Origin of the sequence: Chryseobacterium sp. JK1 (assembly GCF_050632815.1) — a bacterium.
Lineage (GTDB): Bacteria > Bacteroidota > Bacteroidia > Flavobacteriales > Weeksellaceae > Chryseobacterium.
Map to the genome: position 1 here is coordinate 992,439 of NZ_JBODRU010000001.1, position 21,893 is coordinate 1,014,331.

General features: G+C 36.8%; 13 protein-coding genes. 5 read left to right on the plus strand and 8 right to left on the minus strand.

Annotated elements, in window-relative coordinates; genetic code table 11:
- Nucleotides 1–45: 45 nt before the first annotated feature.
- From ACQ76T_RS04380 to ACQ76T_RS04395, 4 genes are all read left to right on the plus strand, one after another.
- Complete coding sequence (locus tag ACQ76T_RS04380) at nt 46–450, plus strand: hypothetical protein (RefSeq protein ID WP_431342120.1); 405 nt, start codon at nt 46–48, stop codon at nt 448–450.
- Nucleotides 450–986: a DUF922 domain-containing protein gene (locus tag ACQ76T_RS04385; RefSeq protein WP_431342121.1), complete on the plus strand. Its 537-nt coding sequence runs from the start codon at nt 450–452 to the stop codon at nt 984–986. The genes ACQ76T_RS04380 and ACQ76T_RS04385 overlap by 1 nt, the downstream gene beginning before the upstream one ends.
- Nucleotides 983–3,670 carry a PD-(D/E)XK nuclease family protein gene (locus ACQ76T_RS04390; RefSeq protein ID WP_431342122.1) on the plus strand — a complete coding sequence of 896 codons (2,688 nt, stop codon included), beginning with the start codon at nt 983–985 and terminating at the stop codon, nt 3,668–3,670. The genes ACQ76T_RS04385 and ACQ76T_RS04390 overlap by 4 nt, the downstream gene beginning before the upstream one ends.
- A gap of 234 nt (nt 3,671–3,904) precedes the next feature.
- Nucleotides 3,905–6,271 (plus strand): patatin-like phospholipase family protein, encoded by a 2,367-nt coding sequence (locus ACQ76T_RS04395; RefSeq protein ID WP_431342123.1) that lies wholly within the window; start codon nt 3,905–3,907, stop codon nt 6,269–6,271.
- Between the two features lie 84 nt (nt 6,272–6,355).
- Here ACQ76T_RS04395 and ACQ76T_RS04400 read toward each other — a convergent pair whose 3' ends face one another.
- The 8 genes from ACQ76T_RS04400 to ACQ76T_RS04435 all read right to left on the minus strand — a co-directional run bounded on the left by ACQ76T_RS04400 (nt 6,356) and on the right by ACQ76T_RS04435 (nt 18,800).
- Nucleotides 6,356–7,435: a cytochrome-c peroxidase gene (locus ACQ76T_RS04400; protein WP_431343715.1), complete on the minus strand. Its 1,080-nt coding sequence runs from the start codon at nt 7,433–7,435 to the stop codon at nt 6,356–6,358.
- A 68-nt stretch (nt 7,436–7,503) separates the two neighbouring features.
- A complete protein-coding gene (locus ACQ76T_RS04405) occupies nt 7,504–9,018 on the minus strand; it encodes a DUF6850 family outer membrane beta-barrel protein (RefSeq protein WP_431342124.1) in 1,515 nt (504 codons plus the stop codon).
- Nucleotides 9,019–9,020: 2 nt separating this feature from the next.
- Nucleotides 9,021–10,241, minus strand: coding sequence for a DUF4876 domain-containing protein (locus ACQ76T_RS04410; protein ID WP_431342125.1), 1,221 nt, complete (start codon nt 10,239–10,241; stop codon nt 9,021–9,023).
- A gap of 21 nt (nt 10,242–10,262) precedes the next feature.
- Nucleotides 10,263–13,058, minus strand: a complete 2,796-nt coding sequence (locus ACQ76T_RS04415) for a TonB-dependent receptor plug domain-containing protein (RefSeq protein WP_431342126.1) — start codon at nt 13,056–13,058, stop codon at nt 10,263–10,265.
- Between the two features lie 323 nt (nt 13,059–13,381).
- Nucleotides 13,382–15,340: a T9SS type A sorting domain-containing protein gene (locus ACQ76T_RS04420; RefSeq protein ID WP_431342127.1), complete on the minus strand. Its 1,959-nt coding sequence runs from the start codon at nt 15,338–15,340 to the stop codon at nt 13,382–13,384.
- A 163-nt stretch (nt 15,341–15,503) separates the two neighbouring features.
- The gene (locus ACQ76T_RS04425) at nt 15,504–16,682 is read right to left on the minus strand and encodes an acyl-CoA dehydrogenase family protein (protein WP_431342128.1); all 1,179 of its coding nucleotides are present in this window, start codon (nt 16,680–16,682) and stop codon (nt 15,504–15,506) included.
- A 128-nt stretch (nt 16,683–16,810) separates the two neighbouring features.
- Entirely contained in the window at nt 16,811–17,599 is a 789-nt protein-coding gene (locus ACQ76T_RS04430) for an NUDIX hydrolase (RefSeq protein ID WP_431342129.1), read from the minus strand.
- 16 nt (nt 17,600–17,615) lie between these two features.
- Complete coding sequence (locus tag ACQ76T_RS04435) at nt 17,616–18,800, minus strand: MFS transporter (protein WP_431342130.1); 1,185 nt, start codon at nt 18,798–18,800, stop codon at nt 17,616–17,618.
- Between the two features lie 177 nt (nt 18,801–18,977).
- On the opposite strand from ACQ76T_RS04435, the gene ACQ76T_RS04440 reads away from it, so the two are divergent.
- Nucleotides 18,978–21,890, plus strand: coding sequence for a SusC/RagA family TonB-linked outer membrane protein (locus ACQ76T_RS04440; protein WP_431342131.1), 2,913 nt, complete (start codon nt 18,978–18,980; stop codon nt 21,888–21,890).
- Nucleotides 21,891–21,893 lie beyond the last annotated feature (3 nt).

Genomic DNA, 21,893 nt, shown 5'->3' on the forward strand with positions numbered 1-21,893 from the left:
ATAATTTTTGCTAAATATTTGTTAATAATCACAAAATTGAAGGTTATGAAAACAATTTTAAATCTTGGATTTTCAGCATTATTGTTTGGCTTGTTTCTAACATCGTGTAACGACGATGATTATGAAACGATTGAATCTATTGGCAAAATTAAAATAGACAGTGTAAAAATTGTAAATGATACCATGGACGTTTTTGCCATCCAGAGCATCAAAACTTATTCCTCTTATCCATCTCATTGTCAGGGTTTTTATGGATATGATTATATCTATAATAATAATCTTGAAAGAACCGTCACAGCTTACAGGTATATAACAAACGGGCCGTGTAAACAGGAAAGCTATACGGCTGCAAGCCAAATCAATTTCAGCCCGCAGAGAAAAGGAACCTATACTTTCAAATTCTGGAATGGCGGAAATAACTGGATCACCAAAACAATTGTGGTAGAATAATGAAGTTGACTTTCGTATTGTGTCTGCTTACTGCTCAGGCTATATTCGGGCAGAAAATAAACTGGAAAGAAGAAAAAAAACTGGAATGGGGTAATTTTAAAAGTCCTGTTAACAGGAAAAACAGTCCCAATGTAGCCGCTCATACAAACTGTGGCTGGGAATTTTCTGTGGTAAAATCTTCCAATCCCAAATTATCGGTTACCGTAACAATAGCAACCGTTTTTAACGAAGAAAAATCCTGGAAAGATATCACTAAGATCAATGATGAGGTTCTTCTGCATGAACAGAAGCATTTCGATATTGCTGAGCTTTTTGTAAGGAAATTCAGGAAATTAGTTGCTGAAAATATAAGAAATTCAGGAGATTACAATAAATATTTTAAATCTATTTATGACGGGATTTCTAATGATTATAAAAACTTTCAGATTGCCTATGACCGTGATACCCGACATGGCATCAATAAAGAAAAACAGACAGAATACAATGTTCTTATTTCTGAACAATTAGATAACCTAAAAAGCTACCAATCCCTTTGAAATTCCTCAATAAGATCATTAACGAACTCCTGGCCCAAAACTCAGATCTTTCTGCGTTTAACATTGTTTTGCCCGGAAAACGTCCTATCGTATTTATCAGGGAAATTCTTGAGGAAAAGAATTATTCCGGATTTTTACCCAATTTCTTTACGGTAGAAGAGCTTATCAATACCATTTCAAATAAGCAGCCTATTCAGGGAATTCCGCTTTGGCTGTTTTCGTTTGACGTGTACAGAAGTCTGAATCTTATTCCCAGAGATGATTTTTCAGATTTTCTGAAATGGTTTCCTACTTTGCAAAAAGACTGGGATGATATTCTGAAGTTTTCAGATAGCGATCAGGCGGTGTTGCAGTATATGTTCGATGAGGAAAGAATCAAGGAATGGGCACAAAATCTGGGTGAAGATGATGATGTCCCAAGAAAGAAATTTCTTAATTTCTGGCAGAATATGAATGTTTTTCTTCCGGAGCTCAAACAAAGACTGCAGGAAAAGAATTGGGCTACTTCAGGGATGATTCATGAAACCGCTAAAGTTAAAATTTCCGACTTTGCCAAAAACACAGAGGAACATTTTGTTTTCTGTGGATTTAATGCTTTTACCCCGGTTGAAGAAAAACTGGTCAGAAATCTTTTGCAATGGAACAAAGCTCAATGCTTTTTTCAGGCGGACCGTTATTATTTTGATGACGAAAGACAGGAAGCTGGTAAATTTCTCCGGAACCATAAAACATGGAAAGAATTTGACGATAACAGAGCGTTTCAATGGATTGAGGATGACTTTAATCAGCCCAAAAATATCAAAGTATATGAAGTCTCAGGAAACGTTACCCAAACCAAGGTTCTGCCCGAGATCTTTAAAGAAATTAACAATAAAACCTATTCCAATACAGCGGTAGTGCTTTTGGATGAAAATCTTCTTCCGGCCAGTCTTGACGTAATGCATGAGATTGAAAATCTAAATATTACAATGGGTTTCCCGCTAAAGAATCTTTCTTTTTCTAATGCGGTGAAAAGACTTTTCTACCTGCAAAAACAACTGGAGAAAAATAAATCTTCTTACTATTACAGAGATATTTTTCCTATTCTGGAAGAACTTCCAAAATCGGCTGAAGATGAGCAGATTATCAATGATTTTAAAACAAATGTAGAAGAGAGGAATATTGTCTATATCTCCAAAACACTTTTACAAGAGCTGCTAGGCAGTCTCTCTTATTTTAGTCTCCTTAAGAAAGCGGAGAGTACACAAGCTTATCTGGATATGCTTATTGACTTCTGTCAAGATGTAAAATGGCTTGAGATAGATGATATTCAATATGAGAATGTGTCTCATTTTGAGAATGCATTCAGAATTATTAAAAATCAGCTGACTCCCTACAATATTACGATCAAGATGGAAACTCTGGAAATTTTGATCAACCAGCATATTAATTCAGAAAGTATCGATTTTCAAGGGGAACCTTTGAGGGGGCTTCAGATTATGGGTTTGCTGGAAACCCGTCTCCTGAATTTTGAGAATGTTATTATGCTTTCCGTTAACGAAGGAAAACTGCCTCTTGGAAACTCTCAGAATACCTATATTCCTTTTGACATCCGAAGGTTCTTTGATCTTCATACATTTCTGGAGAACGACAGTATTTACGCGTATCACTTCTACAGATTGATTCAGGATGCGAAAAATGTACACCTTTTGTACAACGCATTAAGCTCCGGAGTAAATACCGGAGAAAAAAGCCGTTTCGTTACCCAGATTGAAATGGAAAGCTCACATCCTATCGAACATCTGATTATTGAGAATTCTTCTGAGCCCATTACAACCAAACCTATAGAGATTTCTAAAACTCAGATCGTACAAGAACGTCTGCAAAAATGGAAAGAGAAAGTGTCTGCTTCTCACCTTACAAGTTATCTTTATAACCCGATCGATTTCTATTTATCTAAGATTTTAAATACTTCGGAATCGGACGAAATTGAAGAAGAACTATCCATAAAAAACTATGGGAATTTGGTTCACTATTCACTTCAAGAAGTATATGAGGTGTTGAAGGGTAAGGTTTTAAAGGAAAGTGATTTAAAAGATTCAGTTAAAGCAGTAGATTACTATATCAATATCGCTATTGAAAAGCTTAAGCATCAGCCTGAATTCTATGAAAAGGGGATGAATTATATTCACAAAGCTATTGCAAAAAAAGTCATTGAAAATGTACTGAGTCATGATCTTGAACTGATACAGCAAGGCAATAAACTGGAAATTGTAGACATCGAAAGAAGGTTTGAAAATGTAGAGTTTTATCTGGATGGAAATGATAAGATTTCCTTCTTCGGGTTTATCGACAGAATTGACAAACTGAACGGAACCCTGAGAATTATTGATTATAAAACAGCGAAGATTAAAAACCTTATTGTAAAAATAGACGGAGATAACGTAGAGGAATATTTCCGCAATAGTGACAGAAAACAGGCTCTTCAGCTGTGTATTTATCATTATGTGGTACAGCATCTGCCCGAGTTTTGGGGCTATCCGATAGAAACGGGGATCTGGAGTTTCGCCGATGCCAAAAAAGGAATGGTTTCGCTGCAGTTTGAAAAAGGAAATATTGATGATGCCATGAAATCTGTCAAAAGTCTTATTCTTGAAATTCTGAATCCCGATATTTCTTTTATAGAAACCGTGAAAACGTATTAAAAATTTCTTAATTATAAAATTATAAATTGGAGTTCTATGTTCGAAATAATATTGCATAGGACTTAATTTCTTTATCTTTCGCAGATAATTTTAATGAAAATAATCATCTATTTTCAGGGATATGATTTTTAATGTATCTTCATCAAAACAGTCAATTAACCGGTATATTTTTTATGTATCTTTACTCCTTAGTAAAATTTTTAAACTTTACACGGCACAAATTAAGGACTGGACATGAAAAAAAGCCTGTTATTTTTAGCGATTATTTTTTCTCTTATTATCAAATCTCAACAAAAGAATGATTCTCTGGATCTTGCTCTTCGAAATGTAACGAAAGATACCAAATTTGGTCTTGCTTTAAGCGGGGGAGGCGCCAAAGGCTTTGCCCACATCGGTATTCTGAAGATGATTGATTCACTGGGCATCAAAGTAGATTATATCACAGGAACCAGTATGGGAGGAATTCTTGGTGGTTTGTACGCAATGGGATACAATGCTGATCAGCTGAAACATACCATTTATAAAATGGACTGGAATAGAATCCTCAGCAATAAAATCCCCTATAATAAAGTCAATATCAGTGAGAAAGACGAATATGATAAATATATTCTGGAGTTCCCGGTAGTGAAAGGAGTGCCTACACTTCCCAGTTCATATATCGAAGGACAATATATGGGCGAAGTGCTTAATACGCTTACATTCAATGCTAAACATATCAATGATTTCAGCCAATTGAGAATTCCTGTAGAACTTACTTCTTCAGATATTGAAAATGGCGGACTGATTATGCAGAAAAAAGGATCTTTACCTTTGGCTATTCGTTCTACATTAGCAATTCCTGCAGCTTTTGCTCCCGTTTATATTGATGGAAAGCTTCTTGTAGATGGTGGATTAGACCGAAATTATCCGGCGAATGAGGTTCGTGAGATGGGGGCAGATTTTGTGATTGGAGGATATACAGGTTTCAGGCTTTTCACCAAAAAGGAAATTGAAAATCCGATGAAAATGATCTATCAGACCCATGCCATCCGATCGGTAGAAGACTTTAAGCATCAGAAAGAACTCTCTAATATTCTTGTTGACTTTGTAGATCCTTTGGGGGATATTACTACCAAGGATTTTGCAAGATTCAGAAGAATTATTAAAATTGGAGAAATAGAGACTAAAAAGCACCTTCCTGAGTTTGTAGCCCTGGCAGAAACGCAACGTAAGCTAGGTATTAAGTACGAACATGAAATGATAGAAGAAGTGAAATTGCCTACTGCGAAATTCACTTTCAATGAAGAAGACGGAACTCCAATGACCGATTCAGCCGAGATTGAAGTGCTTAAAAAGCAAATGGGGCTTACGGAAGGAAAGTATTATGATGCAAAAACCGTAAATGAAGCAATAGACAGAGTATTTGGAATGCGTCAGTATGTGAAAGTATACTATACCTACACGAATATCGGAGATGCTTTGGCTATGAATATTTTTGTAAAAAGAGCTAAAAAAGGAGCTTTTAAGCTGGCTCTACACTATGATACTGAGCAGTCTGTCGGGATTATTGTGAATTATACTTACAGAAATATTTTACTGAACCGATCCAGGTTTCTTGCTACATTGGATATCTCAGAACGCTTTAAGGCAAAATTAGCCTACCAACAGTTTTTAGACAGCGGAGAACGTCTGTGGTTTGATCTGGAAGCCAAAATGGTCCATCTTAAAAGTAATGACTTAAACTTCAGGCTTTATGATGTGGGAAGTGAAGATAATGGAGATCGCTTTCCTAACCATATGTACCGAAATATCACGGCTAAAATAGCGTTGAATTATAATGTCAGTCCCAACGCTTTTATTTCCTTGGGAACGGAGTTCAGTACAGAAAGGATGTATACTTTGCTGGATAAAGTAGATCAGGCCAAAATAGACAATTATAGTAAGAAGCTTTATAACCACAGCAATTTCAATACATTTCTGAAATTTGAACAGAATAACCTGAACAAAAGATATTTCTTTACCAAAGGAAATCATCTTCAGGTGAGTACAAGGTTCTATTATGGAGATCAGTATCAATTGTATGATCTGAACACCGTACAGCCTCTTTTATATCCCATTTTGAACCCGAAAGATTCTTACTATTACGAGCCTAAAAATCTTGTTTCTTTTACCATGAACGAAAATTTTGCTTATCCTATTACAAGAAGATTGGCGGCAAAAGTAAATGTGTTTCTTGGTGCCAGTTTTGGAGCAAAAAGAGAAGATCAGGTTCCTTATCTGTTCCTGAATCAGAAATATAACTTAGGAGGAAGTGAGTACAATTATGATCTTTTAAGCCCGGAATTCAATGGTCTTCGTCAGAAAGAACTTCCTATGACTTCTGTTGCGAAAGCGGCATTATCTCTTCAGTACAGAATTATGAAAAGACTATATCTTACCCCATCATTCAGTTATGGGAAAGTGAGTGAGGAATTTTCTCCGTTTAATAATAGTTTTGATATGTTCGGTTATGGAGTAAACTTAGGCTACGAATCTCTTATAGGCCCTATCAGTATTAATGTTTCCCGAAACAGCCAGCTTGATTTTTCAAGGATTTATTTAAGTATCGGCTTTAAATTTTAAGAGAAGAATTATATAAATTTTTAACCCCCATTATCTAAACTGACTATTTAAATAATGGGGGTTAATAGTAAAATAACCAATTGGTTATTTTCTTGGTATTTCCGGTCTGGGCATTTTATAATAACTTCCGGACATACTTTTTAAAAAGGCTACGATAGCATCTATTTCCTGTTCATTCAGCTGTAAAGGTTTCATGTGCTGATCAGTAACAGGAAAGTTAGGATCTGCATTCTTTTCTTCAGCAGTAGGATTAATCATCTGCATTCCACTATTGTACAGGCTTACAATCCCGTGCATATCATCCATCAGTCCGTTGTGCATCCATGGAGCAGTATAATTAAGATCCCTTAAAGAAGGCGTTTTGAATTTTCCCACATCCTCTGCTTTTCCTGTAATAAGATATAATCCAAGATCTTCATACTCCCGCTTGTAATAGGTTAATCCTATATTGTGAAAAGACTCATCTGTCAGGTTTTTTCCGTAGTGGCAGTTCATGCATCTTGCTTTGGTACGGAACAAATGCATTCCGTAGATCTCCTGATCAGTCATTGCTTTATGATCTCCTTTGATGAATTTATCCAGCTTGCTGGGCTGGCTTCGTATTGTTTTCTGAAAAGTAGCTAATGCATGGGCAATTTTATTAAATGTAATCTTCTCGCTTTGATAGACTGCTTTAAAAAGCCTTCTGTATTCTTTGTATTGAGATAATTTTCCGGCAAGCTTTTCCGGCTTCATATTCATCTCATTGTGAGCAGAAATAGGACCAATAAGCTGTTGTTCCAATGTGTTTGCTCTTCCGTCCCAGAAATAAGACTTCCTATCTGCAATATTAAAAAGAGACTGGGTATTCCTTTTTCCCTGTAAATGATCATGCCCCAGTGCAATTTCCTGTCCGTCTGCCCATCCCAACTCAGGATTATGACAGCTGCTGCAGGAAACCTGGCTGGAAGAGGATAGCTTTGGGTCGAAAAACAGCTTTTTCCCTAGCATTACTTCCGGGAGTTCCTGAGTGTCATAATAATTGGAATCCCATTCTATGGCTTCAAATTCTTTCCAACTGATATCTGCATCTACAGAAGGCTTTGGCCAGTATTTTATGGGTTTTTTATACTGTTCTGTAACTTCTCCGTAATCTACACTGTATTTTTGAAGTGTATGCTGCATACAAAAGATAGAGATAATTCCTACGAACAGAATTAATTTAAGATCTGAAAATTTCATGATATCTGTGTTTAAAAAATACTTCCTATACTGGCGGTAAATAGTGCGTTGGTGCCATTTTGAAAGTGAGTATACATCATTTTACCTCCTACAAAAGCATTTTTTATTACAGGAAGATTAAAATGGAACTGAATGTCAATATGAGCCTGCCAAAAATCTGCCGACAAGACATTATAATTCTTCTGAAGCATCTCATTGATAGCTGGCTTTCCGGAAATGGTAAAAAGACGGTCTTTTTGATACACATTCGTGGCAGAAACTCCTAATAGAACATTTAACACCTGGTTGGTATTAAATGTTTTTATCCATTGATAATCTGCTCCATACATAAGCTTGCTTAGTTCAATTTTTGAGAACGGACTGTTGTATTTCTCTTTTTCCTGTACCCAGCCGATGAAAGGAAGAAAAGAAGATTGGGATTCCTCTTTGCCCATTTTTAATAAGCCTTTGACAATAAACCTATTGAGATGATGAGTGTACTTTTCCACACTGCCTATCTGGATATAATTTCTGGAATTTTCATTCAAAAATAGGTTTTCTGTCCCTTTTCTTTTGATACTGTTTCCTTCGGCAAAAATTCCCCAGACCACTTTTCCTGAGCTGAAAAATTTTCCTCCAGAAAAAGTAAGCTGCTGTTCGTTAATCTTTGAGGCATTAAGGTCAGCGTATTCTGTGAGAAGCTTATCAAGTTTAAACTGTTTGATGCCCAAATTCAGATACCAGTTCCGGTTGTCTGCTTCAAAGATCTGCAATCCTCCACCGTAAGACCACCCTTCATAATAAGCCTGGCGAAGCTTTCCGGAAAGCAGCTCATTATAATTTCCCAATCCACTCATATTATAAATCATAGGATAGCCTTGGTTGCTTACAAAACTCAGATAATGCTTTTGGGTATATTTTTCAGAATCTGCAAACAGTCCGATTCTGAACTTCTGAAACATCAATTTGTTAGCTCCTAATGCTAAAGAAAAATTGGCCGTAGTATTTTTAGGTCTTGGATCTATGTCTCTATAGCTTAAAGTGGCTTTGTAACTGGCCGTTATTCCCAAAGTATAGGTATCAATCTTTTTGGAATATCCTCCGGAAAAACGATAGGTTTCAAATTTCATATCGCCTCCCACACTGTCTGCTGCTATGTAAGGGTAAATGATGTCGTAGTCAGCATTTTCATTCCATATCACCTGCTTATTTTTTCCTTGTGAATAAGAAGCGTTCCCCCACACTGTAGTTTTATCATTTAGAATTTGCAGGGTACGGGCTTCTGCTCCCCATTCATTTTTCCCTTTGCCTTTTTGTTGTATTTCGTTGGGAGTATTGTTGGTTTTGGTAAACACATTAAATGTGGTAAAATTGTATTTCCTGTCTCCTGGTTGACTGGCTGGGTTGATGATAATATTGTTTTTCAAAATCCTTTCATAGCTGTATTGTTCACGAATTTTTCCAGTGATTGAGTCATTGATCTGACCCTGGATCTGTGCTCCGGATAATGATAAAAGCAGAATAGATATGGAAAGAAAATGTTTCATTTTTAGTTAAATAAAGAAGGTTTTACCCCATGTTCAAAGTCAGAAGTAGAGTTGTTGGTGTCTTTGTAAATGTTTTTACCTTCCGGTGTCTGTCCAATCACTTTTCTGCGCACAGCTTTTCCGAAACGGTTTTTATCTCCGTCGAAAGACGTTACAGAAGTCCAGCCCATATCAAGAGAAGGGGAGGTTACCAACCATTGGAAAGAATCCTGCACGCTTAAATTAACAGCATCTATTACCCATTCATTGGGAATTTTAACAGCCGTTCCGTCCATCGGGTAAACATCTCCTCCGATAGTAAGATTGTAGGTATAAGTATAGGAGTTCTGGGCCAGCAGCGCTTCATTCGTCATTCCCTGAGGCATACGGGCTAAGGCATAGGCATAATATCCCTGTGTATGAATTACCATTTTTTCGAATACGTTCACCATTTTTGGAACTGCAGGATTATCAATATCGTCAGAATCTTCTTTGAAAATCTGGAAATTGGCATGAGAAAGATCTATCGATAACGAGTTGAAAGGCTTATGATTGATGGCATCTTCAGCAATGATAATAGATGCTCCGGGTTGTACAGGATAAGTGGTTCCATTCCCCGGAATTCTGATAATAGCTCCCGCTGAAAGGGTAGTTCCCATAATATTAGGACTGTATTCCTGTTTTTCGTTGCTCATAAAGCTGGACTGAATCAATAACATTCCGTCGGCATACAATGTCTGATCTGTATTATTCGTGATTTTAAAATACTGATCACCAAAATACATCGCTCCCTGCGGTGTTTTGGTTCCGGTAAAGAATACTTCTTCAAGGATTAAATCGGTATTGCTTCCGGCTTTCAGTGATAGGTTTATGGTTTTGCTGACCTCGCTGCCAGTGATCACCATCCCTGTCTGTACGCCGGATACTTTGGCTTCAATAGATCCTGTATTGTCGGCATAAAGAATATTTCCTTCTGCAATAATATTGTAAGTTCCCGAAGGAAGAGTCACCTGCAGTGTATTGGTGTTTTTAATTTCTTTCGTCATAGTAAACCCAGTATTAAGCTCTTTGAAACTTACAGTAAGATGTTTGTATTCTTTTACCTGTATATTTTCCGGAACTACTTTCAGTTCCAGTTTCAAAGAGGTTTGTGCCTCAGGAGTCTCGTTGGAGTCCGAAGAGCAGGCTGCAAAAGAAATCACAGCACACACTGCCAGCAGTGTTCTAAATAATAGTTTTAACATAATTGTATTAAATTGAAATTGTTATAAATTGAAATTGATTTCCATCCCGAAATAAGGGTCATAAGCCCCTTTTCTGTTGATTGAAAAACCACTGACGCTGTATGGCGCATAATAGCTGAAAAGTCTGTTGGCAAACATGGAGACTACAATGGCTTTATTTCTGAAACTTTTGGTTACCTTCAGGTTCATATTCACCTCCATGGGCCTTCTCGAACTAGTATACAAATCCTGATTCTGAGCAATGATCAGATTCTCAAGAAGGGTTCCTTTCACAGTATTCGGATCGAAAGGGAAAATATGACCATTCTGATCTACATAATGACTGGGAATTCCGTTCATAGGAAGTAACCTTCGCATAGAATACCATGAAAACTGAAAAGACGAAGAAAAAACAAGGTCCAGACCGGGAATGTAGGTATCCATCATCAGATTGGTATTTAAAACCTCATTCGTTGAGCTGGGTTCCATTCCTTCATACAATCCAAGATATGGATAGGGTCTTCCGTTGACGACCAAATCTCTTCCTCTATACACCGGCAGACTGTTGCCATACTGAGTTCGGAACCATGCTCCATTTACCGTAAATCTTGTATTGATCACCGGAATTCTGTTGGATGAATACTGAAATTCAATACCTTCTTTATCTACTTTACTTCCGTTTCGTTGGGTAGTGTAAGTGAAATTTTCAGTTACAGTCTGGTAGGGAAGTGTACTGATATCCGGAGGAGAAGTGATGGCATTATGATCAATCCCTGAAGTATCATATTTTTTGTACTGGTAGAGAGCATATTCGTTCATCGCACGGAAAGCATTATTCATATTTTCCTTAAAAACGGTGACAGACAGCTGATGGGCTCCTACGCTGAAATCAACCCTTGCTTCAAATTTTTCATTGATGGCAGGTTCTATTTTTGGATTTTGTGGATTGTATATCAGTGTTTTATAATTTACTCTTCTGTAGTTAGGATTATTATGGAAATAATTCAGCTGTTGGATATCTTTGTAAATCAGTTCCGGATAGAGGAGATTCAGATCTGGAAAAAGGCTTTGTTTACCATATCCCAATGTGACTGCCAATTGTGCCTTTTTATTCATTACATCGAATGAAGGCAGCTCCCACTGAAGATTTGCTCTGGGATCAGCGTACATCTTTCCATGCATATTGAAATGGGAAGGTAAATTCATCATCATGTTTCCTCTGATTCCTAAAGCTAATGTAAGCTGATGATTCCCTGTTTTTAGGGTGCTGATTGATTCTAAAAACAGAGCAGAAGTACTATAAGCCGGAACATCACGGTACGCACGAGGTCTGAAAGTAGCTTTTGGATCTATAGGTCTGTAGATATTAAATTGCTGCCCTTCACCCCAGTTTTTACTGAATTGCCAGTCGAATCCGGCATTGAATTCGTTTTTAAATGATTTAGCATCAATTTGAAAATTGTTCACCATTTTTACAAATACGTCAAGAGGTTTTCCGTCCACGGTGTAATGGGAAGTATACCTTGGTTCAGGATAGTAACCGTCATATTCACCTTCAATTCTGGATAAAGGGAAGGCCGTTGCATTTTCCAATTGAACGAATTTGGTCTGTTTTATTTTATCAAATCTCTGGTTTACCGTTGCCTGAATCTCTGTTGATCTGAAAAAAGAAGGTTCATTTTTAGTATAATTCAATGTATTGGAAAGGCTTACCAGATGGTTGTTCACTTCATAAGAATTCAGTTCGGATAAATCTACATCAGGATCAGATTTTGAGCCGTCCAGAGAACCTGTATAACTGAGATGAGTTTGCCACAATAAAGTTCCTTTATCCTGTTTTTTTTCTTTGGAAATGGCAAGATTGGCGGTAATTCTTTTATAATTTTCAAGTCGGTCTCTCGGATCAGCTTTGGCATTGAGGTAATCAAGACCTGTATTGATCTTTAGGTCTTTCTCTTTATTTTCGAAACCTTTGCTCAGAGCGAAAAGTTTGCTGTAACCATCTGCTTTGAACCGGGCTTTCCATTTTGTGTAACCTGATTTATTGGTGATTTTTACAATTCCTGAGGTTAAATTTCCATATTGTACGGAAGGGATTCCACGGAGAATTTCCACCCGGTCGATCTGGTCGGTCGAAATACTTCTCATATCTACACCGTTTGTGATGTTAAGTCTTCTTTTGAGTCCGTTATTAGATTTATCCAGAAAATCATAAGTGTATTGAAGATTGGCTCCAGAATTCAACGGAGCACCATCTACCAGAAATGTAGTACCCATTGAGGATGTATTATAATCTGTACTGGGTCTTCCGGTTTCACGCAGGCTTATTTTGTTTACCTGGTTCATCACAGGATCAGATGATCTTCCTCCTGGAAGCAGTTCCAGCAGATCAGAAAAACTGGAGGGCTGTAAATGCTGCATCGCACGCTGACTGATGATAGACGAGGAGGTAAGGCCTTTACCTTCTTTAGCTGTAATCACTACTTCTTCAATAGTGTTGATTTTCTCAGTAAAAAGAATAGCAAAAGTTTCTGACTTCATCACTGAGATGGTATTGGAGTACCCAAGAATTCCATTTTTACGGATTTCCACTTTATATTCTCCCTGAGCTATTTCAACCGTTGCGATTCCTTTGCTATTGCTGGATATTGTGAATTGGTTTTTGGGGGATAAGATCTTAATCTCTGCATCTTTTACAGGGTTCAATTCTGCATTTTTTACATCAAAAGTGAGAGTGAAGATAGAATGCTGTGCATTAACGGTTATAGTAATAAAAAAAGTAAAGATGAAAAGTAAAAAGTGAGTATTGAAAGGAGATCGTGAGTCGTTATGAATCATTTGAGTTTATTCTTTCGGCAAAATTAGGAGGCTCAGGATAAGTTTGCTAATTTTATTTAGAATAATTTAAAATAATTGACAAAAGTCATTCAATCGAAATTTGAAATAGTTAAGTGTTAATGAAAATGAAACGTATATAATTAGTTGAATTATTGGTTTTTGCGGGTTTATTTTTTGTTTTTTTATTAATTTTATGTTCAGGTTTTTTTTGGAGTTATTTTTCTTATAGGCAGAAATTCTTCACTGGTATGAATAAAAAAGCACTTCATTGCTGAAGTGCTCAAAAATTAACTTGAAATGATATTATAGAAAGTAAATAAGTGCTATAATTTGACTTTTTGCTGAATGGTTTTTCCATTAACAAGTATAATCTGAACTACATATACTCCAGGTTCTATGTTTCTTGATTCAAACTGAGACCGGTTAAGGTCTTCCTGTACGACTAAAGATCCTGAAATACTGTAAATGCTGATATTTTTTATATCGGTATTGGCCTTTACCTTAATTTGTCTGTTTTGGGTAAAGATTTCCGTATTGCTTTCCTTTGATGGTTGGGAAAGTGCTTTACTGAACTGAACGTGATAGAAGGGGGTAGCTACCTCAAAAGTATATTTTTTGTCTTCTAGATTCTGTAAATTTATACCTCCATCTTGCTGATATTGTTTTTTCTGAATGGTTTTTACCCGATTTTTATTTTCATCAAAAATGTATACTGCCGAAAGCTCTTCCGGATCTATTTTTAGTTTTATAATTTTATTGTTTTCAGATTGTACGATTTCATTTTCGTTAATCTCTACAGGAGTACTTTTAATATAGGGAAGTATTCTATTTTCATTATTTTCTGTTACTTTTAAAAGGTAAACCCCGTCTTTTAAAGAAGCTAACTGACGTTCATCCCCTGATCTGCTGACTGTTTTTTCCTTGTTGAAATCCGTAATTTCAGTTAGTTGCATAGCACCCAGTTCCGGCTTAATCTGTGAAGAAAATAGGGCAGAAGTTTCTAGAGAAGAACCGTCATTTGATTTTTTGCTGAAGATGGATCCTGCAATGGCCCATTCATTAAGCAATCCGCCGCTTCTCAAGGTATTAAATTTGGCATTGGAAGCCAGTGTAAAAGGAACAATACCTCCTACGTGGCCTATAGGTCCCCAGTAGAAAGAATCCAGTTTATATTTATTCAGATCCCACCAAGGGTAATATCCGCGCTGAACCTCAATGGTTTTGGAAGTATTCTCCGGCGGAATGGCCAGATCTACAGTAGAATGCCCCAAAGTCATAGGAGTTTTATTATACCAATCATATACATCTTTGGGTTTCATACACTGTCTGAGTTTATTGTTGGGATTATTGGTGACATCATTCACAAAACTGTTGGTAAAGAGTTTTCTCCATAGCAAAGGTCCCCAAAGCAATCCTCCATTGTCCTGAACAACGTGATAATTATAACGGTCAAGATATTCTGCAGAAATAACTTCTGAAATATCATTATTATAGGTTTTATATCCCGTATTGTTGCAAGTATGAAGTACATTGGCTAAGAATGAGGTGAAAGGGTAGACGTCTTTTTCCAGCACTCCTTTATGTAAAGTGACTCCTGAAAAATCGTAAGGACCATCACCCATATAAGCATATTTGAACTTAATATTATCCGGATTTGAAGTGCTTAGTTTCTTTAAAGTTGACATCGCCGCATGAGCTCCTTGAGAATAACCTGCTAAAAAATATTCATCATAACGTTTTATATTCAGTTGTGCTAACGCTTTGTTGGCAGCGGTAATAAAATCTATGGTAGCTCCTGCTTCTGTGGCATAATCCACATACGGATGAACGCCTTCTCCAGTACCCATCCCTACATAGTCAGGAGCCATTAAAATATAGCCATTGAGGACGTAAGAGAGTTCAACTACAAATCCTGCGGTAAGAGCTCCCTTTAAATTGGAAGGTACATTGTGTCTGCTGTCGGTCGTTCCGTGGTCAGATACTACGGTTGAAAGCTTGAAGCCTACATTAGGATACATGAGAAGTCCGGTAGCTTTTACCAGTATATTTTTTTCGTTCTTAGTGTAATATGTTATTTTATAACCCTTTAATCCTACATTAAAGCTGTTGAGGTAGCTCACAAAATCCGGAGCATTCTGTTCTCCAAGATTATTAGCGATAAAATTGATAACTCCCTGTGGTGTTAAATCCAGTTTCTGTTCTGTACTTACCAGGTCACCTGCCTGCTGGGCAAAATAAAAGGGTGCAGCCAGCCCTAATAAAAAAGTAGTATTTTTTTTCATATTGATGATTTTTTGGTTGTATCAAGGTAATGACTTTAACAAAATATTAAAAATATTATGACATTAATAACTATTCGGTGAATATCAATTCTCTTGAATGTGAGTAAAATAAAAAAGTCTGACCTCAGCGGTCAGACTCTTCTTATCTATTTTGGTCTTTTATTTAGAAAGCATTGATTCCGGTAATATCCAAACCGGTAATCAGTAAATGAACATCGTGGGTTCCTTCATAGGTAATAACCGACTCCAGGTTGGCCGCGTGTCTCATCATCGGGAATTCTCCCATGATTCCCATACCCCCTAAGATTTGTCTTGATTCTCTTGCAATTTCTATAGCCATATTCACGTTGTTACGTTTTGCCATAGAGATTTGAGCAGGAGTTGCTTTATGATCATTTTTAAGATTTCCTAACTGAAGACACAGCAACTGTGCTTTGGTAATCTCTGTAAGGAATTCTGCCAGTTTTTTCTGCTGAAGCTGGTAAGAACCAATAGGTTTTCCGAACTGTTTTCTTTCTTTAGCGTACTGAACAGCTGTACAATGGCAGTCAATAGCCGCACCAATTACACCCCATGAGATTCCGTATCTTGCAGAATTTAAACAAGATAGAGGTCCTTTAAGACCTGTTACTCCTGGAAGTAAATTCTCTTTCGGTACTTTTACATCATTGAATACCAATTCTCCTGTCTTAGAAGCTCTTAAGCTCCATTTATTATGAGTTTCCGGAGTTGTGAAGCCTTCCATTCCTCTTTCAACGATAAGTCCCTGTACTTTTCCTTCCTCATTCTTTGCCCATACCACTGCGATATCGCAAAGAGGGGAGTTGGTGATCCACATTTTAGCACCATTCAAAAGATAGTGGTCTCCCATATCTTTAAAATAAGTTTCCATGGAACCCGGATCAGAACCGTGATTAGGCTCAGTTAATCCAAAAGATCCAATCATTTCTCCTGCTGCAAGTTTGGGCAGATATTTCTTTTTCTGTTCTTCAGAACCAAATTCATTGATAGGAAACATCACCAAAGAGCTTTGTACTGAAGCTGCAGAACGTACTGCAGAATCACCTCTTTCCAATTCCTGCATGATCAAACCGTAAGAAATCTGGTCTAATCCTGAACCTCCATACTCAACCGGAATATAAGGACCCAATGCTCCAATTTTCCCTAATTCTCTCATAAGGCCAGGAAGATCTGTATGATTTTGAGCTGCCTGATCAATCTGCGGCATTACAAAACTCTCCACCCAGTCTCTTACAGATTGGCGGATCAGTTTGTGTTCTTCGGTAAGTAAAGCATCGATTCCATAATAATCTGGGATGCTCGTAAGAGGATAATATGACATGATTTTTTGATTTTGTTAAAAGTAACATTTTTCGTGGTGTCCTGAAAATTTTTTTGAAAACTTATGTTGATGCTGGTTTTCAGAAAGATAATGTTGCTTTTATGGTGTTATAAATTAAATTCTATATTTTAAGACTCCTCATCATTGGATATAGGATACTGATTGGTAGAATTGTGAACTTCTGATTTAAATTTATATAGGTAAGGGGCTTTGTTTGCTGAGCCGTCATACAGTTTTTCGAGTCTGTCCAGAATATTAAGGCTTAAAATCTTTCTCTGGAAATTATTTCTTCTGAATTTTTGTCCTAAAATCGTTTCATAAAGAGCCTGAAGGTCCTTCATAGTGAATTTTTCTGGAAGCAGGTTACTGGCTGCCACTTCAGTATTGATATTCATTCTGAGATATTCCAATCCTGTTTCTATAATCCTGTCGTGGTCAAAAGCCATTTTTGGTAAATTACTTACTTCAAACCATTCACAGCTTTCATTAAAAGCATCAGGAAAAGTATTGGTTAATGAAAAATCGATAAGGCTACAGTAGCCCACCGTGATAAACCTCTGAAAGATCCAGTGATCTTGCGGAACCTCAATTCCTTTATTTTTAAGAAGAATCTGATGTACATTATTCTCCGTTCGGTCTATTCTTCCAAAGGTATGAAACTGTTTCAAAAATAAACCTTTAAGATGTGTTCTTTCATACAAAACCCTTTCAGCAGCCTCCCTTAAATCTTCATCGTTGAAAACAAAACCACCCGGCAGCGACCATAAGTCCAGATCGTGATATTTTAAAAGAAGTACTTTCAGAATATTGTTATGAAAGCCGAAAATGGTGCAGTCAACGGAAATGTGGGCTACAAAATCTTTGGTATCGATAAGTTCACGAAGCGTTTCTTTACTTTTTGTGTCTTTGATTTTCATGGCAGTAAAAATAAAACTATTTTCTTTTTGAGAAAGTAAAAAATACTAAACTAATCACAAAAAGAAGAACTACAGAAGATAAGATGTATAATGGATAGTAATTTAATAATTCTTTTCCGAACAAAATAGCCATGATAATAGAGCTTATGGAGCTGCCTAATGAAGAGAAAATAACGATCAGAGAAGTGAAAAGATTGATTTTTTCTTTATCCACCTGAGCAATCATTTTGGAATTGATAACAGGATACAATGGCGAAAGGAAAAGTCCGATAACCGGAAATAAAAAGAGTAGTGGTTGGGAATCCTGAGAATCGAAATACTGTATTCCGACAATCGTCATAAGTAAAGCGATTATCAGTACCATACAGGTGATGTAGTAGCCTGGTAACGAGAATTTTCGGATGATATTAGCAGTAATTGTTCTTCCTGCATAAGAGAAAAGCGAAAGGAAAGAAGCAGCCTGAAGAGCAAAAAAAGAATTGACTTTAAGATGATTTTTGTAGAAAGAAGGTAGCCACGAATTGAACCCCTGTTCTACAAAGACAATACAAAATACAACGCTCAGAAACAACAAAACCGAAGGCGTTGCGAATCCGGAAAGTTGGTAGCCTATATTTTTATTTTCTAATGACTTAACATCGGATATTTTAATTTTTGAAAGCAAAAATATGGTAATCACGCATAAAATAGCAATGAGTAAAAAACCAAATTTCCAGAATTCGGAATACTGGCTGGAAATCAACCATCCAAAGCCTGTATTGACTACGAAAATCCCTATCATAAACGAGGCCTCTACATTATTCATGGTCTTTGCTAACGACTTTTCATCTGAAATGTTGTTTCTGATAATCCCAAAAACGCATATTTTTCCAATGCCAAAACAGGTCCCGATAATGGCAAACCACAGTTTATAAAACCAAAAAACTTCAACAAAAGGAAGAAGACAGGAACAGACCCCAACAATTGTTAACGCAAAAATAAGCGCTTTTTTTGCTCCGGTTTTATTGATAAAGCTTACTGCGAAAAGAGAGATAAAAGCGATGGGAAGGTCTTTAAAAGATTCCAGAAATCCCAGCTCTCCATAGGTGATATTGGTGTCTGCAAGCTGAAGAATTATAAGCCCCATACAGTTTAGGACCATCGAAAAAATTAGGAAGGTTAGCTTTAGCGGAAGAGAAATTTTTGAAAGCTTGGACGTCATTTTGGGAGTTTACTTTATTGATTTTTTTTAATTTTTTATAAAATTTTAACGCGAATATAGGGCTTCTAACCCTGAAAAATAAACGAAAAATTAAAATATTTGTGAATGGAATGTTAATTAATTAAAAAAAAATATATTTTTATTGTCTCAATTTGAGAATTAAAAAACTAACTGTATATGAATCTAAGAATATCAAGAAGTCTGGGTATGGTTGCAGTGCTGTATTTTACAGCAAATTTTAATGCACAAACCAGTGTTAAGGACACAGTCCCAAAAGAGAATAAAATAGAGGAAGTTGTAATGATTGGTTACGGTAGCCAGAAAAAAAGTAATGTTACCGGAGCGATATCAAGTATTAAAGCTTCGGATATTGAAAATGCTCCTACAGCAGGAAGACCAGAGCAGGTACTTCAGGGTAGGGCTGCCGGGGTTTCTGTTATATCCAATTCTGGCCAGCCGGGAACTGCTGCTACGGTCCGTGTTCGTGGTATTACCAGTTTTGGTGCAGGAAGTAATGATCCGCTATGGGTGGTAGATGGAATTGTGGTAGATAATATTGGCTGGTTGAATCAGTCTGATATTGAAGGAATGGAAATTCTTAAAGATGGAGCTTCTGCTGCAATTTATGGAGTATCTGCTGCAAAAGGAGTAGTTCTGATCACCACCAAAAAAGGAGGAAGAGGAAGGCTGAATCTTTCTTATAACGGATTTATGGGAGTGGGAAGTGCTGCCAAAAAGTTGGATCTTCTGAATGCTTCACAGTATGCAACCATTATGAATGAAGCTTACACTAACGAGGGAAAAACCCCTGTATTAGGCAACCCTTCGTCTTATGGAGTAGGAACAGATTGGCAAAAACAGATTTTTAACAGCGCACAGCGTCAGTCTCATGAATTCAGTATCAGTGGAGGAAATGATAAATCTACTTTCTATTCATCTTTTGGATATTATGATCAGGATGGTATCGTCTTAAGAGATATTTCAAACTATAAAAGAGTTAACGCTAGATTAAATTCAACCCATAAAGTTTTTGATTTCCTTACCATAGGCCAAACTTTCGCTTATACGCACACAAGATCTCAAGGAGTTACCGATAACGGAGAATTTGGAGGCCCTCTAAGTTCTGCCATCAACCTTGATCCGCTTACACCAGTGGTCGTAACGAATGGAATTAGCAATCAACCCAATTCTAGTGATTATATCAACAATCCTAATTATGTGAGAGATCCTTATGGAAATCCTTATGGAATTTCACAATATGTAAGTAAGGAGATGAGTAATCCACTTGCTTTCCAGGAAACTCAACGTGGGAGGTTCAAGTGGTCTGATGATATTATAGCCAATGTTTTTGCTGAACTCAAGATTAACAAGCATATCACTTTCAAATCCAGTATGAATGGAAAGCTTTCTTATTGGGGAGAGCAGATTTTTACTCCTGTTAATTTCCTGAGTACAGCGAATAAAAATGACTTTAACAGCTTATACAGACAGATCGATAAGAAATTCGAGTGGAGTACAGAAAATACAGCAACCTATCAGAATAAATTTGGATTACATAATTTGAATGTACTCATTGGTCAGGGATATTATGAATATAACATTTCTTCAGGACAAAGTACAAGATTTACCAATCTTCCTGTCAATAACTGGCAAGATGCTTCTTTCAATTTTGATATTTCTCCAGAAAACAAAACAGGTAACGCTTGGGACGGAAAGCAAACTCATAAAGCTTCTTATTTTGCCAGAGTAGTGTATGATTATGACAACAGATACCTTTTTACAGGAACGATTCGTAGAGATGGTTCTTCAAAATTTGGAAGAAATAATCACTGGGGGAATTTCCCGGCAATGTCTTTAGGATGGAATGTTTCCAATGAGAGCTTCTGGCCACAAAATAATGTTGTTAACAGCTTTAAATTGAGAGGGGGTTATGGAGTTTTAGGGAACGATGCTATTGATGATTTCCAGTTTGCCAATTTCCTTATTGCAGGAAGTAATTATACTTTCGGAGATAATATCATCCGTGTTGGATACGCGCCAAGTACCCTTGAAAATCCGGATCTGAAATGGGAAAGAACATCACAGTTCAATATAGCAGCAGATTTTAAATTTTTCAAAAACTTTGACGTGAGTGTCGACGTTTACAGAAAAAAAAGTACAGATATCTTAAGAAGAGTTGAGCTTCCTGGTTACTTAGGTCTTATTAATAATCCATACAGAAATATTGGGGATATGAATAATGACGGAGTAGAAGTGAGCTTAGGATACAAAAAGAACTGGAGCGACTTTGGATTCTCTGTTAATGGTAATTTTGCCTATCTGAAAAATGAAATTACAAGACTTGAAGATGACAGACCTTATGTGAACTTTGCCTCTTTCCAAACGTTGGGAACTGTTTCAAGGCTTCAGGTTGGAGAATCCTATGGTTCTTTCTATGGGTTTAAAAATTTAGGAGTTTTCCAGAATCAGGCAGAAATTGACGCTTACAGAAATGCTAACGGAGGTCTTATTCAACCGAATGCAAAACCTGGAGATTTCAAAAGATTAGATGCCAATGGAGATGGAGTAATTGATGAAAAAGATTACGTAAACCTTGGGAATTCAGTGCCAAAGTATACATTTGGTCTTACCATCAATATGAATTATAAAAATTTCGACTTGATGATCTTTGCACAGGGGCAGGCAGGAAATAAAATCTTCCAGGGACTAAGAAGACTTGATATTCAGGAAGCGAACTATCAAACAGCAATCTTAGACCGTTGGACAGGAGAAGGAACTTCTAATACTATTGCCAGAGTCACAAGAGATGATAATAATCAAAACTATACCAGAATGTCAGATTATTATCTTCAAAAAGGAGATTATCTACGTCTTAAATTGGTTCAGCTGGGATACACTTTATCCAAAGAAACAGCAAAAACTATTGGAGCTTCAAAAATCAGATTGTATGTAACTGCAGAAAACCTGGTTACTTTCACGAAATACACAGGATATGATCCTGAAATTGCAGGAGCCGATACATTTGGTATAGACAGAGCTTTCTACCCACAAGCAAGAACTTTCCTTTTTGGAGCTAGTGTTCAATTTTAATAT